This window comes from Pseudoalteromonas shioyasakiensis, assembly GCF_019134595.1.
Taxonomy (GTDB): Bacteria; Pseudomonadota; Gammaproteobacteria; order Enterobacterales; family Alteromonadaceae; genus Pseudoalteromonas; species Pseudoalteromonas shioyasakiensis_A.
In genome coordinates this window covers 2,968,001-2,983,776 of record NZ_CP077770.1, presented here as the reverse complement: position 1 = coordinate 2,983,776, position 15,776 = coordinate 2,968,001, and the positions used below count along the sequence as shown (strand labels likewise).

The 15,776-nt window shown below is 42.1% G+C and carries 11 protein-coding genes; 6 read left to right on the top strand and 5 right to left on the bottom strand.

Translation table 11 applies throughout. The features are described from left to right. Positions 1-42: 42 nt before the first annotated feature. From dinB to KQP93_RS13860, 3 genes are all read left to right on the top strand, one after another. The gene (dinB, locus tag KQP93_RS13870; RefSeq protein ID WP_217874865.1) at positions 43-1,095 is read left to right on the top strand and encodes a DNA polymerase IV; all 1,053 of its coding nucleotides are present in this window, start codon (positions 43-45) and stop codon (positions 1,093-1,095) included. Positions 1,096-1,201: 106 nt separating this feature from the next. Next, positions 1,202-2,884, top strand: a complete 1,683-nt coding sequence (locus tag KQP93_RS13865) for a carbon starvation CstA family protein (protein ID WP_063529047.1) — start codon at positions 1,202-1,204, stop codon at positions 2,882-2,884. A gap of 104 nt (positions 2,885-2,988) precedes the next feature. After that, a complete protein-coding gene (locus KQP93_RS13860; protein ID WP_217874863.1) occupies positions 2,989-4,512 on the top strand; it encodes a M17 family metallopeptidase in 1,524 nt (507 codons plus the stop codon). A 72-nt stretch (positions 4,513-4,584) separates the two neighbouring features. Here the strand turns inward: KQP93_RS13860 and KQP93_RS13855 are convergent, their stop codons facing one another. Continuing rightward, the gene (locus KQP93_RS13855) at positions 4,585-6,219 is read right to left on the bottom strand and encodes a methyl-accepting chemotaxis protein (RefSeq protein WP_217874862.1); all 1,635 of its coding nucleotides are present in this window, start codon (positions 6,217-6,219) and stop codon (positions 4,585-4,587) included. A gap of 149 nt (positions 6,220-6,368) precedes the next feature. Continuing rightward, positions 6,369-8,594, bottom strand: a complete 2,226-nt coding sequence (locus tag KQP93_RS13850) for a S9 family peptidase (RefSeq protein ID WP_217874860.1) — start codon at positions 8,592-8,594, stop codon at positions 6,369-6,371. A gap of 112 nt (positions 8,595-8,706) precedes the next feature. Here KQP93_RS13850 and KQP93_RS13845 point away from each other — a divergent pair, with 112 nt between their 5' ends. After that, a complete protein-coding gene (locus KQP93_RS13845) occupies positions 8,707-9,111 on the top strand; it encodes an HIT domain-containing protein (protein ID WP_217874859.1) in 405 nt (134 codons plus the stop codon). A 63-nt stretch (positions 9,112-9,174) separates the two neighbouring features. Next, positions 9,175-9,924 carry a substrate-binding periplasmic protein gene (locus KQP93_RS13840; RefSeq protein WP_217874858.1) on the top strand — a complete coding sequence of 250 codons (750 nt, stop codon included), beginning with the start codon at positions 9,175-9,177 and terminating at the stop codon, positions 9,922-9,924. Positions 9,925-9,996: 72 nt separating this feature from the next. On the opposite strand, the gene KQP93_RS13835 is transcribed toward KQP93_RS13840, so the two are convergent. Then, entirely contained in the window at positions 9,997-11,697 is a 1,701-nt protein-coding gene (locus KQP93_RS13835) for a dipeptidyl-peptidase 3 family protein (RefSeq protein ID WP_217874857.1), read from the bottom strand. A gap of 273 nt (positions 11,698-11,970) precedes the next feature. Between KQP93_RS13835 and KQP93_RS13830 the strand changes: the two genes are divergently transcribed. Further along, complete coding sequence (locus tag KQP93_RS13830; protein ID WP_217874855.1) at positions 11,971-12,813, top strand: HDOD domain-containing protein; 843 nt, start codon at positions 11,971-11,973, stop codon at positions 12,811-12,813. A 59-nt stretch (positions 12,814-12,872) separates the two neighbouring features. Here the strand turns inward: KQP93_RS13830 and rdgC are convergent, their stop codons facing one another. Further along, positions 12,873-13,781: a recombination-associated protein RdgC gene (gene rdgC / locus KQP93_RS13825; protein WP_054552583.1), complete on the bottom strand. Its 909-nt coding sequence runs from the start codon at positions 13,779-13,781 to the stop codon at positions 12,873-12,875. 90 nt (positions 13,782-13,871) lie between these two features. Further along, positions 13,872-15,635, bottom strand: coding sequence for a sensor histidine kinase (locus KQP93_RS13820; RefSeq protein WP_217874854.1), 1,764 nt, complete (start codon positions 15,633-15,635; stop codon positions 13,872-13,874). Between the last annotated feature and the right edge of the window lie 141 nt (positions 15,636-15,776).

Sequence of the window (15,776 nt, the reverse complement as noted above, 5' to 3'; positions counted from 1 at the left end):
TAAATATAATAGCTGTATATATAAACAGTTGTTGTGTTCCTGATGAAAAAATTCATTCACATCGATATGGACTGCTTTTATGCAGCCGTTGAGATGCGTGATAACCCTGAGCTTGCCAATGTGCCACTGGCTATAGGTGGTAATAGTCGTCGCGGGGTGCTTTCAACTGCTAATTATATTGCCCGTAAATATGGAGTGCGCTCGGCGATGTCGAACTATCACGCTAAACAACTGTGCCCCGATCTGGTTATCGTGCCGGGACGAATGCAGGTTTACAAAGAGATCTCCACGCAAATTCGCGCCATTTTTGCAAAGTACACCGACCTTATTGAGCCATTATCGTTAGATGAAGCCTACCTTGATGTAACCGACAGTACCGCATGCAAAGGCAGTGCAACACTGATGGCACAGCAAATCCGCCAAGAAATCTACGACACCACAGGACTAACAGCATCAGCGGGCGTTGCGCCAATTAAGTTTATTGCCAAAATAGCTAGCGATGAAAATAAGCCTAATGGTCAGTTTGTGGTATTGCCTGATGAGGTTGATGACTTTTTAGCGAGTTTACCGCTTGGTAAAATCCCTGGCGTTGGCAAGGTGACATTAGAAAAGCTGCAACTTAAAGGGCTTTACACTGGGGCTGATGTGCGCGCGAAAGGGGTTAATTGGATGCAGCAGCACATCGGTAATTTTGGCGTGTCCTTATACCAAAAGTGTGCAGGGGAATACGTTGGCAAAGTGTCAACTGAGCGAGTACGAAAGTCACTCAGTGTTGAGCACACCTATGAATACAACAAAAATAATTTAGACGAGTGTTTAAGCCAGTTACCCCGCTTGATGGATGAATTAACACGTCGTCTTGATAAACAGCAATTAAGTAACCGCATCAATAAATTATCGGTAAAAGTAAAGTTTGCCAATTTTGTTGTTACCAGTGCCGATCAAAGCCATCACCAATTAGACGAACGCATTTTTGCTGAGTTAATGAGCAAAGCCTATGAGCGAGGTAACAACCAGCCAGTACGCCTGTTAGGGATAGGTGTCGGAATAAAGAGTCAGGCTCACGAGCATTTTCAGCTAAGTATATTAGACTAAAGGTTAACACCTTGGTGCTTGAAAGTTTGTTAGTGTCTAGTTGGGGTGCTAGGCCTGCCTAGTTCAACACCTTAGACAACATTATAACTTAATAAGAGAGATGACTATGCAATCGGTCGTAATCGTGCTGCTCGGAATAGTCGGTATGTTGTTCGGATGGTTCTTTTATTCGAAATTCATCGCCGAAAAAATATTTAAAATGGATGATAATTTTGTCACACCTGCTCATGAACTTGAGGATGGTGTGGACTATGTGCCAACTAACAAAGTTGTGTTATGGGGCCACCATTTCACCTCTGTTGCAGGTGCTGCGCCAATTGTTGGCCCTGCGATTGCCGTATATTGGGGCTGGGTGCCTGCGGTACTTTGGGTAGTATTTGGTACTATCTTTTTTGCTGGTGTTCACGACATGGGGGCTCTTTGGGCCAGTGCGCGTAACAAGGGTAAATCAATGGGCGCTTTATCTGAAAGCGTAATTGGTAAACGCACCCGTGCGTTATTTATGATTGTTGTGTTCTTAGTGCTGCTGATGGTGAATGCAGTATTTGGTGTGGTGATTGCCAAATCATTTGTATCTCAACCTAACGCTGTATTCCCTGCTTGGTCTGCGATTGTCGTGGCCTTAGTTATTGGCCAGTTACTACGCCGTAAAGTGTCGTTAATTCCGCTTTGTTTAATTGGTGTGGGGATCCTTTATTACACCATTTACCTTGGTAGTGGCATGCCGATTTCATTACCTGATGAAATGTTTGGCTTAAGTGCTAATGCAAACTGGATCATTATCTTATTTATCTATGCAGCCATTGCTTCATTATTGCCAGTATGGATGCTTTTACAGCCTCGCGACTTCATCAACGGTATGCAGTTATTGGTTGGTTTAGTGTTACTTTATGGTGCGGTGTTTGTGTCAATGCCGGATATCACAGCGCCTGCGTTTAATACTCAAACGGCGGTAGATACACCAAGTATTATTCCATTGCTATTTGTGACCATAGCTTGTGGTGCGGTATCGGGTTTCCACGGTATTGTGTCTTCAGGTACCAGCTCTAAGCAGTTGAACAAAGAAACCGATGGCCGCTTTGTAGGTTACTTAGGTGCAGTAGGCGAAGGTATGCTTGCGCTTATTACGCTAGTTGCAGTAAGTGGTGTTGCACTTGCGGTATCGCCTGAAGAGTGGCACGAAATTTACAGTCACTTAGGTGCCGGTAGTGTGAGCGCCTTTATTAATGGTGGCGCTAACTTAATTGAAAGTGGTTGGGGTATCTCGCAAGAGGTGGCATCAACCTTACTTGCCGTAATGGTGGTCTTGTTTGCGGGTACTACGATGGACTCTGGCGTGCGCCTGCAGCGTTATATCATCCAAGAATGGGGTGATATTTATAATATCAGCATCATTCGTAATGGTATTGTAGCTACACTCATTGCAGTACTTAGCTGTTTACTGCTTGCCTTTGGTGCTGGTGGCGCTGATGGTAGCGGCGGTATGATTATTTGGCCATTATTCGGTTCGACTAACCAAATCTTAGCAAGCTTAACCCTACTGGTTATCTCGGTAATGCTTATTAAAGCGAATCGCCCGGCTAAATACACTTTGATACCAATGAGTTTTGTACTAGTTATGGCGTTCTTTGCTGGGGTTATTAAACTTGGCGAGTACTACCAACAAGGCAACTGGTTACTGGTGACACTTGATTTGTTAGTACTGGTGGTGAGTGTTCTGGTTATGCTTGAAGCTTGGTCTGTGATTGTTAAGCATCGTAAAGACTCAGCACACATTACAGAGCAGTAAACTTAGCTTGCCAGCCATATCGTAAGCTGTCTTACTTGGCTGGCAATAGCGCCCTAAATCAATGATAATAAGGTCCTATGTTTCTAACAGCAGGACCTTTTTTTATGGCATACCCTCATGCAGTTGCAGCCCCGCAATTAGCGGATTCAAATCACGATGCATTGATTATTATCGGTGATGATTTTTCTTCTTTAGCAGACGCAAGCTTAAGCCAAGCTATTAGCGCTCAACAAGCTGTAGACGCACGTATTGGCAAACAAGTGACATTACTTGTAATTGACTCTAAACGCGTTGTTTTAGCGCCTACAGGCCCTCTAAACCGTGATTATGATGATGTACGTCGTTACTTTGATGCAGCAAAGCAAGGTGTACTAGAGGCGAAAGCATCGGGTAGCACTCAGCCTGCAATTTTACTTGCTAATGTAAATCAAGACAGCCGTTACAAGCATGCCCTTGAAGTGGCTTATTTAGGTGCTTGCCAAGCGCTATGGCAACCACTTGAAGCTCGTGAGTTCCACGGCCAAGCAATTGAACCAATTAGCCAAATTAGCCTAGTGGGTGCAGATGAGGCAATGAGCAAAGCACTTAATGCCATTGCTGCGGGTCAATACGCTGCACGTGATTTATGTGGTACAGAACCTGAGCGTATGGCACCACCGCGTTTTGCAGATTACTGCGTTGAGTTATTTGCTGGTAGCAAGGTGTCTGTTGAAGTGATTGCAGATATCAACACTATCGATAAAGATTACCCAATGATGAGCACAGTAGCGCGCGCATCCTACGCTGTTGAGCGTCATCATCCGCGTGTTGTAAAACTAGAGTATGTTCCTGAAGGCGACGTTGAGCGCACCCTAATGTTTGTTGGTAAAGGTTTAGTTTACGATACCGGTGGTGCTGACCTTAAAGTGGGTGGCTTTATGGCTGGTATGAGCCGTGATAAAGGCGGTGCAGCTTCGGTTGCTGGCTTTATGAAATCAGTGGCTGACTTTGCACCAAAAGGCGTAAAAGTGATTGCTTATTTAGCCGTAGTTCGTAACTCAATTGGTTCTGATTGTTTTGTTCCTGATGAAATCATTACCAGCCGTGAAGGCGTTCGTGTTCGTATCGGTAACACAGATGCTGAAGGCCGTTTAGCAATGGGTGACTTACTAAGCGAAATGAAAGATCGCGCTTTAAACGAAGTAAATCCAGAGTTATTCACTGTTGCAACACTAACAGGCCACGCAGCACGTGCGATGGGCCCTTACAGTGCGTATGTTGAAAATGGTCCAGCTCGTGCAGCGAAAATTTCGCGCCAAATTGCTGACTTAGGCGATTTATGGGCAGATGGCGCCGAAGTATCTCGTAGCCGCCGTGAAGATTATGACTTCATTCGTCCTCGCACGTTAGCTGATGATGTATTATCAAGTAACAATGCCGCTTCTGCAGTAACTGCACGTGGTCACCAGTTCCCAATGGCATTCTTAGCGATTGTTGGTGGTTTAGACAAACATGGTACTGAATCTGCCAAGCCATTACCGTATGTTCATATGGACATCGCAGGTAGCGGCGTAGAAGGCGGTGATTGGCAACATGGTAAGCCTACCGCAGCAACAGTAAGTAGCTTATTCGCTCGTTATTGTTTATAAGCTAAAAGCTATAAATTTTAAGTTTTAAGTATGAAAAGCCCCGCACAGCAGTGCGGGGCTTTTTTTGTGGTGTTAGTCGAGCTTGAAGCGGTTAACGACATCACTTAACGCTTGTGAGCTTTGCTTTAAGTTTTCACTGGCGTTCGATAGCCCTTCGGTATTCGACAGTGATTGCTCAGTTGATTGTGAAAGCTCATTAATTCGTAAATTAACCTCATCTGCGGCGCTAGTTTGTTGCTCGGTAGCGCGGGCGATTTGGCTGTTCATATCTTTGATAATAGAAACAAGTCGCTCAATCTCACTAAGCGAACTATTTGCTTCACCCGCTTGTGAAACCGTTTCGGTTGATAGCTGTTGGCTTGCCGAAACTGCATCAACAGCAGCTTGTGCGCCGGTTTGTAGTTTACTGATCATGGCTTGAATTTCGTCGGTACTTTTACCTGTGCGACTTGCTAATGTACGCACTTCGTCAGCCACCACGGCAAAGCCTCTACCTTGCTCACCAGCTCGAGCCGCTTCAATGGCAGCATTGAGTGCCAGTAAGTTGGTTTGCTCAGCAATGCTACGGATAACATCCAATACTGAGCCAATGTTGTTACTCTCTGCAGCAAGGTCGGCCGTTACCTTACTCACTTGTTCAATATTATGCGACAGGGTTTCAATGGCGGTAATGGTCTTGTTAAGAACCTGCTTGCCCGCTTCAGCATTTTGCGCCGCTTCATTGGCAGCGTGCTCTGCTTGGTCGGCATTTTGACTGACATCATGAATTTGATGGGTCATTTGTTCCATCGCGGTTGCTACTTGTGTTGAGCTGTCGTTTTGTAGCTCAATAAAAGAGTGATTTGTTTTACTGGCATCATCAACGCTATGAGCAAACTGATTTACTTGCTCTGCATTGTGGGCAACATGCTTAAGTGACTCACGCATTTTTGCGGTGTACAAGTTAAAGTAGCGCGACAAACGAGACACTTCGTCATTGCCATTTTCATCAAGCTTTTGGGTCAAATCGCCTTCGCCTTGTGAGATGTCTTTCATCATGTTTGCGGCAAGTTGGGTCGGGCGAAGAATACTATTGGCAATTAGGTAGCTTAGCGCAACCAGTAGGGCAATGATCACTACCGCGGTAATAATCACATGGTTACGTAGCGAAGAGAATGCTCCTTCGATGGTATCAATATAGACACCAGAGCCTACAATCCATTGCCATTTATCAAAGCCTTTTACGTAGGCAATTTTATCAACCGGCTTATCTTTACCTGGCTTTGGCCACTTGTAGGGAATAAAACCTTCACCTTGTTTTTTGACGATATTAACCATATCGACAAATAACAACACGCCATCTGGATCTTTACTGCCCGCTAGCGATTTACCATTTAATTCGGGCTTAAATGGGTGCATGACCATCACGGGTTGATAATCGTTGATCCAAAAGTAATTACTGTTGTCGTAACGAAGTGCTGAAATTGTTTCGAGGGCTGCTTGTTTGGCTTGTTGCTCACTCAGCTTACCTTGCTCAAACAACGCATAGTTATGCTCAATAATAGAGTAAGCAGACTCAACAAGGTTTTGGGTCTTAATGTATTGCTCTTGCTTTAGCGAGCTGTATTGCTGCGTTAAACTCGAGACGCTTAAAAATATCAGCCCTATCACGACCACACTCACTAACATGGCGAGGCGCTGAAAAATTGTAAAACGGCGTAAATTCATGTGTATTCCTTCGTCATGCCCATAGGAGCAATGTATTAAGCGTAGCTAAAATAGGTCGAAAATCTAGTTAAATAGTAGAATACATTGAGACAAAAAAAAGGCTGATTTAACAATCAGCCTTTAGTCTAAGTCACCGAAATTAAACGTGATTACTCAACGTTAAAGTGTCGGTTGAAGAAACTTGTGATGGTTTGGTGTAGGTGCGTTTGTACGCTCTTGCCACGTAAACTGTGTTTTGAACCCGGGTAAGTCATCATTTCGAACTGCTTTTCTTGATCTTGCAGTTGTTTGAATAACTTAGTGGCGTGAGTGAATAACACGTTATCATCTGCCATACCGTGGTAAATCATCAGTGGGCCTTTTAAGCCTTCGGCATATGGGAAAACTGCACTTGCTTCGTAACCTTTCGCGTTAGTTGCAGGGTGACCTACATAACGCTCAGTGTAGTGAGTGTCGTAAAGTGCCCAATCAGTTACTGGCGCACCAGAAACACCGGCTTTGAAGTAGTCGCCCGCTTTAAACATCGTCATAAGCGCCATGTAACCACCGTAGCTGTGGCCATAAATACCGATACGCTCAGGGTCAACGTAATCAAGGGTACGTAAGAACTCGACACCTTTAATTTGGTCTGCCACTTCAGCAACACCTAAGTGCTTATAAATCACGTCTTCAAACTTTTTACCACGGTTGTATGAACCACGGTTATCAAGTTGGAAAATAACATAGCCTTGTTGTGCCATGTACTGGAAGTATAAGTTTTTACTACGCCAGCTGTTCGTTACGCGCTGAGCATGAGGGCCGCCATACACGTTAACAATAACAGGGTGCTTTTTACCATCTTGGTAATTAGTTGGCTTGAATAAACGGTAATGCATGATTTGTCCGTCTTCAGCCGTTAGTGTGCCGTATTCAGGCGTGATCAAATCAGCTTGGTAAGGCGTTAATGGGTGTGACTTATCTAACTTGTTTTCTTCAAGCCAAGTGATAAATTCGCCATTAATTTTACGTAATGCTGCAGAGCCAGGCTTATTCACTGATGAGCTGTTATCGATAAAGGTTTTGTTATCTTTAGCAATCACCACATTATGGTAAGCACCTAGCTCAGTTACACGCTTAATTTCACCTTTTTTGAATAGCGGTACGCTGTAAAGGTGGCTCTCAAGTGCTGTATCTTTGCGACCTGCAAAATAAACGATGCCTTTTTTCTCATCGATACCTTTTAAGCTATCAACAACCCATTCACCTTGGGTGATTTGACGGATCATTTCACCGTTTGTGCGGTATAAATAAAGGTGTTTAAAACCGTCGCGCTCAGATGCCCAAACGAAATGTTTCTTATCGTTCAAGAACTGCAAATCAAAGTGCAGGTTAATCCAAGTATTACTGGTTTCTGTTAGGGCAACCGTTTGTTTTTTAGTGTCGCTATTATAAAAACGTAACTCTAAGTTATGTTGCGAGCGGTCTTGCCACTGATAAGAAAGTGTTTTGTTATCTTTTAACCATTTTGCGCGAGCGATATAGATGTCTTGATCGTCGCCTAAATCAACCCAGTCAGTTTTTTGATTGTTGATGCTTACAACACCTAACTGAATTTTAACGTTGTCGGTACCTGTAAACGGGTAGCGTTGATTAAATAGCTTTACTTCATCGGCGTAAATTTCATTACGGATCGCTTCTTTTACTGGGCTTTCATCAACACGGGTATAAGCGATTTTAGACTCATCACCAGACCACCAGTAGCCAGTCATACGGCCCATTTCTTCTTGCGCAACAAATTCGGCCATACCGTTTTTAATAACGCCGCCGCCATCTTTACTTAATTGGATTTCTTGACCCGTTTTTAAGTTAAGTGCATACAGGTTTTGCTCACGAATAAACGACACAAAGTGCCCTTTAGGTGAGAAACGTGCATCGGTTTCAAATGCTTCTGTGTCGGTTAATTTGCGGCTTTTAGCTGAAGCAAGCTCATAATAATAAAGGTCGCCATTAAGCGGGAATAAAAGCGCTTTGCCGTCTTTTGACCATTTATATTCTAAGATCCCTTTACCAAAAATACGCTGGCGTTCACGGCGTGCTTTTTCTTCGTCAGATAAGTTTTCTGGACCAGAAAATAGCGCAGCAGAGTCAACTAATAAGCGGTTTTTGTTATCTTTTAAGTTGTATTCCCATAAGTCGTAACGGTTGTAATCATCGGTTTTACCTTGCAGGTAAGTAACACGACTGCCATCTGGAGAGAATTTAAGTTGTACAGGCGCTTTGCCTGCTAAGCTTGGATCGTCAAAAATACGCTCAAGAGTAAGCGGTTCAGCGGTCACACTGAATGCTGTTGCCACCACTGGCAAAGCAAGTGAGAGAGATTTAATTTTTTTTAGCACAGGAGTACCTTCGCTCGAATAAAAACTGCCACGATGTTAATGGTAAGCTTAGGCAACTGCAACAAAATGCTATAAAGTAGGGTTTGTTTACCCAATATCAAAGGATTTATTGATGAAAAATACTGATACGCCGTTTTCTTTGGCCCCAGAACTACAACGCGACTGCATTGAGCTTGCTGATTGGCCACTGTGTAAAGTATTACTGATGAATGATAGCCAATACCCTTGGTTTATTTTAGTGCCAAGAGTCGCTGGCGTTAAAGAGATAATCGACCTTTCTGAAGAGCTACAAATTACCTTATTACAAGAGTCGGGCAAACTGAGTAAATTATTACAACAGGTATTCAACCCAGACAAACTCAATGTAGCAGCACTAGGGAATATGGTATCGCAATTACATGTTCATCATATTGCGCGTTTCACAACTGATGCAGCTTGGCCAACACCAATCTGGGGTAAATTACCTGCAGTGCCTTATAGCGACGAACAAATTGCGGCATTAAAAGGGCACTTTTAAACTGTTTGTTCTGGCAAGATTGGACTAAGCTAAATGGATGATGCACGAAGGGGTACAGAATAAATGAAACACACAGTGTTTGCCGTGTTGCTTATTCTGAGCTCTTTTTCATGTGTGGCTAAAAGTTACTATTTTGTTGGTAGCCACTTTCCTGCGATTTTAGAACAAGACCAACAAGGCACAGTGGTTGGCTTAGGTGCCGATATTGCCCACGAAATTTGCAGGCGTTTAGGGCATGAGTTGGTTATAGATATTATGCCACTAAAACGTGCTCTAAAAATGGTCGAGCAAGGTCAGGCTGATGCCATTATCGGCCCTTACAAATCTCTCATGCGTCAGCAGTATATGCAATTTAGTGACTTGCCCTTTTACGAAGACCCGATTGTTTTATATACCAAAAAGAACAATGATGTGACTTGGGTTGGTAATTTTGCCAGCCTTCGTAAAGATATTATTGGTACCATTCGAGGTTGGAACTATGGTCCTGAATTTAAGCGTAACGAGGCAAATTTATCGCTATCTGAAGTGGGTAATGTGCGGGCTAGTTTTTTACAATTGATGCATAACCGAGTTGACTTAATTCTTACCCACCCTCGGGCTGCAAAGCCTGTGATCGACAGTTTAGATATAGCAGATAAAGTGATTATGTTATCGCCGCCGGTGACGGTTAATCAGGGCTACTATGGCTTTAGTAAACAACGCGAACTCGATGAATTTATTGATGCTTTTAATGCAGAGTTTCAAAAAATGCTGATCAACGGGGATATTGTAGAACTAAACTCCAAATATGGTTTGAACTTCGTGGCAAACTAGTCGTGCTTTACTCGATTTCAGGTAATAAAAAACGCTGCAATTGCAGCGTTTTTTGTTAGAGAAGAATAAGGCTTAAAGACCTAATACTTCTTTACCTTGTTTGAAAGTAACATCAACAGGGATGTTAGCTTGGCTTAGCTTTTCTAAGTCTTTAGCTAGTTCAGCTTTGATGTCGCCATGAGTTGCGATTAGCTGATCAACTTTTTGGTAATCACCGTCACCTTGAATAGTAAGGATAAGGTTAGATAGTTTCTCCATTGCCTGGCTCATTTTCTCCATGTTAACGCTGTATAAGCCGTCAGCATTTTTAGAGAATGCACCTTCTTCAGCGAAGAAGTTAAAGCGGATCATGTTCGCTTTACCGTGTGCGCTTGATGCACCAAAACGCACTGAGCGGAAGATACCAGCCATAAAGGTGATGTAGTAATCTTCTAATGTGCCCTCTGTGATCTCGCCTTTCTTAAGCAATTGCTCAACCATGTAAAGACCTAAGATATCCGCTTTACCTTCTTCAAGAGCACTTGCATGTTCTTGTAGTGATTGGCGAACAGTTCCTTTATCAGTAATGGTGTTTTTAATACCTAAACCGTGCGCTACCTCGTGGAACATGGTGTTTGCGAAGAAAGCATCAAAGGTAATGTGTTTACGTTGCTCAGGAACAATTAACTGCTCTGAAATTGGCACTAAGATTTTATCGAATTTAGCGCGCATTGCGTTTTTAAGCTGTAATCGACGTGTGCCTTTTTCTAACTGTACTTGCTCATCATTTGGTAGGTTAATAGCAATTGTTTTACTACCTGCATTTGAGTGGCCTGCGTAATAAACAACATCGTAAGCATTTAGGTCAGCATCAGAGCCAGGGACTTCTTGCTTGTACTTTTCGTCTACAGGTAAACCTTTTTGTAGCTCAGGTAAGAAAGCGGCAAATTTAGCTAAACGCTCGCTCCATGCTAAATCTTTAATTAATACATAAGATTCATACGCTGCACGGTAACCAAATAATTGATCTTCATAGGTTTCGATAGGGCCAATAACCACGTCAATTGGGTTATTTTTCATATCCATCCACGCAAAATCAGATGGTTGGAAGTCATCACTTACTAGTGCGTCTGCGCGCATGCTTAGGTAGTTAGCGAATTCTTTATCATCAGCCAGTTTACTTGCTTCGCGTAATAAATTAGCTGCTTTTTCTAGTTCTTGTGCATACTCAACTGAGTAAGCCACGCTATAAAGAAGACCTTTTTCATCGCGCTTGATCACCGAGTAAAGACCGGTTTTGTCATCAACGATTGCGTTGTTTAATTCTTCTTTAGTGATATCGCTTGGGTAAAACTCAGCGCCTAGTGGCTTTTCTTCATAACCCGATAAGAAAACCTGGTCACCGTTTAAGCGATCCCAAGGGCCGTAGTTGATATCTGCAAACTTCTGAACTTTTTCATCATTAATTTTTGCTAAGAAAGCGTCTTTGCTCTCACCAAATGCTTGGCGCCAAAATAGCTCATCCATGATTTTTGAGGCATCGATTAACTTGCCAATCATTTGCTTCTGGTTATCGCTTAAGTGGCTAAGATCAGAAGTAAGCGTAAAGTCAGTGTAAATGTCTAAGCGGCTTTTCTCAGCATTGATAAGTTGTGGGTTGTTTTGTTCAGTAGTTTGCTTTGTTTGCTCTGCGGCAGGCTTAGTTTGAGAAGTGGTGGCTTGCTCGTCAGAACATGCACCAAGGAAAACAGCACCTGATAAGATAAGTGCTTGGCTAATTTTATTTAATGTCATTTTTTTGCCCGTTAAAAAAGTGAGAGTCATTGCTTAGAAAACAAAAAGTCTATGCATTAAAGCAAACCTGACATATATATGGCAAGTTTACAGCGCTAGAAGCAATATTTATTTATGAGTTAGGGAGTTAAAAAATATAAAAAATAGATAATTTCTGTGAATTTCTTAACTTTAGCGCTAAGTTAGACAATACTAAAACTATAACTAATCTAATAATGTCAGTCATTAGTCTGTCTTTGTTTAGGCGGGCTAACCCAAGAGGATGGCACACATATGTCAACAGAAAATGCATTACTGACCATATTGGTCGACAGAATAAATAATGACACTTTAGTGTTACCTACCTTACCAGAAGTTGCAGTGAAGGTAAGGCAAGCCGCGGATAACCCCGAGGTAAACTTGATGGATATGGCAGATGTCATTTCGCATGATCCAGCATTGTCGGCACGGATGATCAAAGTCGCTAATAGTGCATTTATGGGGCGCTCAGTTAAAGTTACAAATCTACACCAAGCTGTAACACGAATTGGCCTGCGTCAAATTAAGAACATTGCAACTGCAATGGCAATGGAGCAGCTGTTTGTATCGCATAATGAGCTTATCAAAGGCTATATGGACAAGGCATGGCAAAAAACGCTTAAAGTAGCGTGCCACTCAATTACCTTGATGGATTTCTTCTTACGTAGAAATAAGCAAACCTCGCTTAATCGCGACACAATTACCTTAGCGGCATTGGTTTATAACATTGGCGTACTGCCCATTTTAACTGAAGCTGAAAAGCACCCAGAGGTGTTTGCAAATCCAAGCTTCCTTGCTCATGCTATTCAAAAGCTGGGTGGTAAAGTAGGTGGCGCAATTATGCGTGCTTGGGGCTTCACTGATGAGTTTGTAGAAGTAGCTGAAAGCTGGGCAAATCCAAACTATCGTCCAGAACATATTTGTTATGTTGATTTCATTCGTATTGGTGCGATATTAGAAGGAATTTTACAGGTTTCTGATAAGTCTGCGGCATTACAAACTTACATGGACAAAGGCGTGATTGAATCACTTGATATGTTCAGTGACGATGAATATCACGATATGCTTAATGAAGTAAAAGCGATTTTTACTGACTAACGGCATCAAAAAGCGCGACTAAGTCGCGCTTTTAATATTAACCATTATCTGGGTTAAATTTATAGATCTTCTGCGTCGCCTAAGCCTTGGGTTAGCTCTTCTAGCAACTGTTTAATTTCTTCTGACGCTAAGATAAAGTCAGCATCAAGTTTTACCGCCATATCTTCTTTTGGAATGTCGGCGTTTTCTTCTTTTAATGTTTCTGAATAGCTTAAACGCTTAATCGAACCATCGTTTTGTAGCATGAACTTAACGCGTTCTTGCCAATCAAGAGCCAGCTTAGTTACGCGCTTACCATTTTCTAAGTGTGACTTTACTTCGTCGCACGATAAGTCATGGCCTTTTAATTTAACCTGAGCGCCACTGTCATCGGCTTCTTCAAGCTCCGCATCGTTACCGATAGAAAAGCCTTCAGGGGTGCTGAAATTAGTTAACCAATCTGTTAAAAATACATCTAAATCGTAGTTTGCAAATGCAGGTACGACAGGAAGCGTGCCAAGTGATTTACGTAATAGGGCTAATAGCTCTTCTGCTTTATTAAAGCTTGCGCTATTAACTACAACCCAGCCATTCTTTTGGTCAATAAACGCAAACTGTAGGCTCGATTTTTTGAACGCTTGAGGCAGTAAAGTGTGTAGAATATTTTCTTTTAGTTCGTCTTTTTCTTTTTTCTTTACTGGGCGGTTTTCTTCCGCTTCGATTTGCTCAACTTTCTCTGCAACCAATTCGTTGATAACGGCAGCTGGCAGTACTTTTTCTTCACGCTTAGCACATACTAAAATGCTGTCTTGAGAGAAGTGAGACAGGGTTTGACCATGCTTACCAAAGGCTTTTGTCCAACCAAATGTTGAAAGCTCTTGGCCTGTACATGAGCGGAAAAGATCTTGTTCTAGGGCTTTGTCGAAGTCTTCTTGAGAGTATGAAACGTCTTGTTTAAAACGGTAACAGATAAGGTTACTAAACCACATAATTAGGCTAATCCTTTCAATAAATTTGTCCAATCATAGCAATAAAAAACTGATGCCGAAATGAATCATTTCACCATCAGCGCTAATTGCTTATGAGTTAAACATTGAAAGTGGTTTTGGCATGTTTTTCGGAAAACTAATATGGTAGTGCAAGCCTTTACCGACTTCGCTTGATACCTCAATATCGCCACTCAGGGTTTGCTTAACGAGGTTAAAAGTAATATGTGTGCCCAAGCCACTGCCGCCTTGGTCGCGCTTGGTTGTAAAGAATGGGTCGAATAGCTTTTCTAACTGCTCTTTTGATACGCCATTACCATTGTCTTTAAAGTCGATAACGACTTCGTCATCTTCTTCTTTGATCACAATATCAATGATGCCACTTTCAATCCCTTCGAAACCATGAATGAGTGAGTTCATAATCAAGTTTGTGAAAATTTGACTAATCGCACCCGCAGGCAGGTTAAGTGTTAAATCATCAGGGCAATCTAAATTAATATGATGCGATGTTTTCTTAAGTTTGGGATGAAGTGAGCGGATCACTTCACCTAAATACTCTTTAAAGTTAATGGTACGTACCGCTTCACTGGCTTGGTCCACTGCAATTTGCTTAAAGCTTGCAACCAGCTCAGAAGCTCGGTCTAGGTTACTAGTGAGTAGGCTAGTACTTTGCTTGGCGTCATTAATAAACTCTTCAAGCGCTTTTGGCGATAGGGTTTTTTCTTTATATGCCGCTTCAATTTGGTCCAAGCGTTCTTGTAAAAATGAGGTCGCAGTCACACCAATGCCAATTGGCGTGTTTACATCATGGGTGATACCCGCCACTAAGCCACCTAAAGCAGCCATTTTTTCTGAGCCAACTAAGCGTTCTTGCGCCATATTTAGTTCATCAAGATAGCGTTGTAACTCAGTTTGCTTGGTTATGAGTTCTTGTTCAGTTTGTTTACGTAAATCGATTTCTTCAGTTAGTGTCAGCTTTTGTTTTTCTAGCTCGTATTTTTGTTGCTGCAAGTCCATCATCGCTTGGCTTAGGTTTGATGTTTTGCGCGCTACTTCTTGTTCTAACTGTAAATTATGTTGGTCGAGCTTTTCATTACTTATCAAAAGCTCTTTTTGCGTATGTTCGAGCTCTTCACGGTAAAGTACTACCTTATCAATTAAGCGGTTGAAAGACTCTTCCATTACTTTTAATTCGTTGTGCTCAACGGTTTTGATCTCGATATGACGGCCTTCTAGGTCGTTTAGTTCAAGATCTTCAATTTGTTCTGTGAATTGTGCTAGTGGCTCGGTTAAGCGCTTTCTAAATGCAAGTAAGAAAAGAATGATCAAAAAGGTGGTTTTGATCATCGCATTACCAATTAAAAAGTAGATAGAAATCATGATGCGGCTAAATACCACTTCACGACTTGAGAACAGGGTTACATCACCTACTTGGGTTGTTTTACCAGAGGATTCAAAAATGAGTGGGAATGTGTAACCGAATAAGCCTGATGGCGTATCTTCGATAATCGCTTCTTCTTGCACTAACTGCTGACTGTATAGCTCGTGAATATCTAACGAACGACCTAATTGAGAGAGTACCTCGCCGCTATCATCACGCACAATAATACCCTCGATCATAGGGATTGCCAGTAAGCCCTCAGCAGTGGTGATGGTTTGTTTATCGTTCAGTTCCCAAATAGCGCGGGTTAAACTACGGCTAAATGTTTTTTGTAAAGTCGTTAACTCGTCGCGGATGTAATCTTTGGTATTAACGTACTCAGCAATAACTTGTCCACAGGTCACTACAAAAGTAAGTAAAAAGTAGACTGAGAGTACATTTGTTAATAATTCTTTGGACAGGCTTTTTTGTAGCATGGAATATCCATAGCTCCTTGGTGACAATTGTAATACATTCAGCTAGTTCTAAAGTTAGCTAATAAATGGTTAAAAAGAAATAAATATATCCTTTTTTACTGGAACATTTATAAATTGTTAGTAAATTTTGAAAAAACTTGC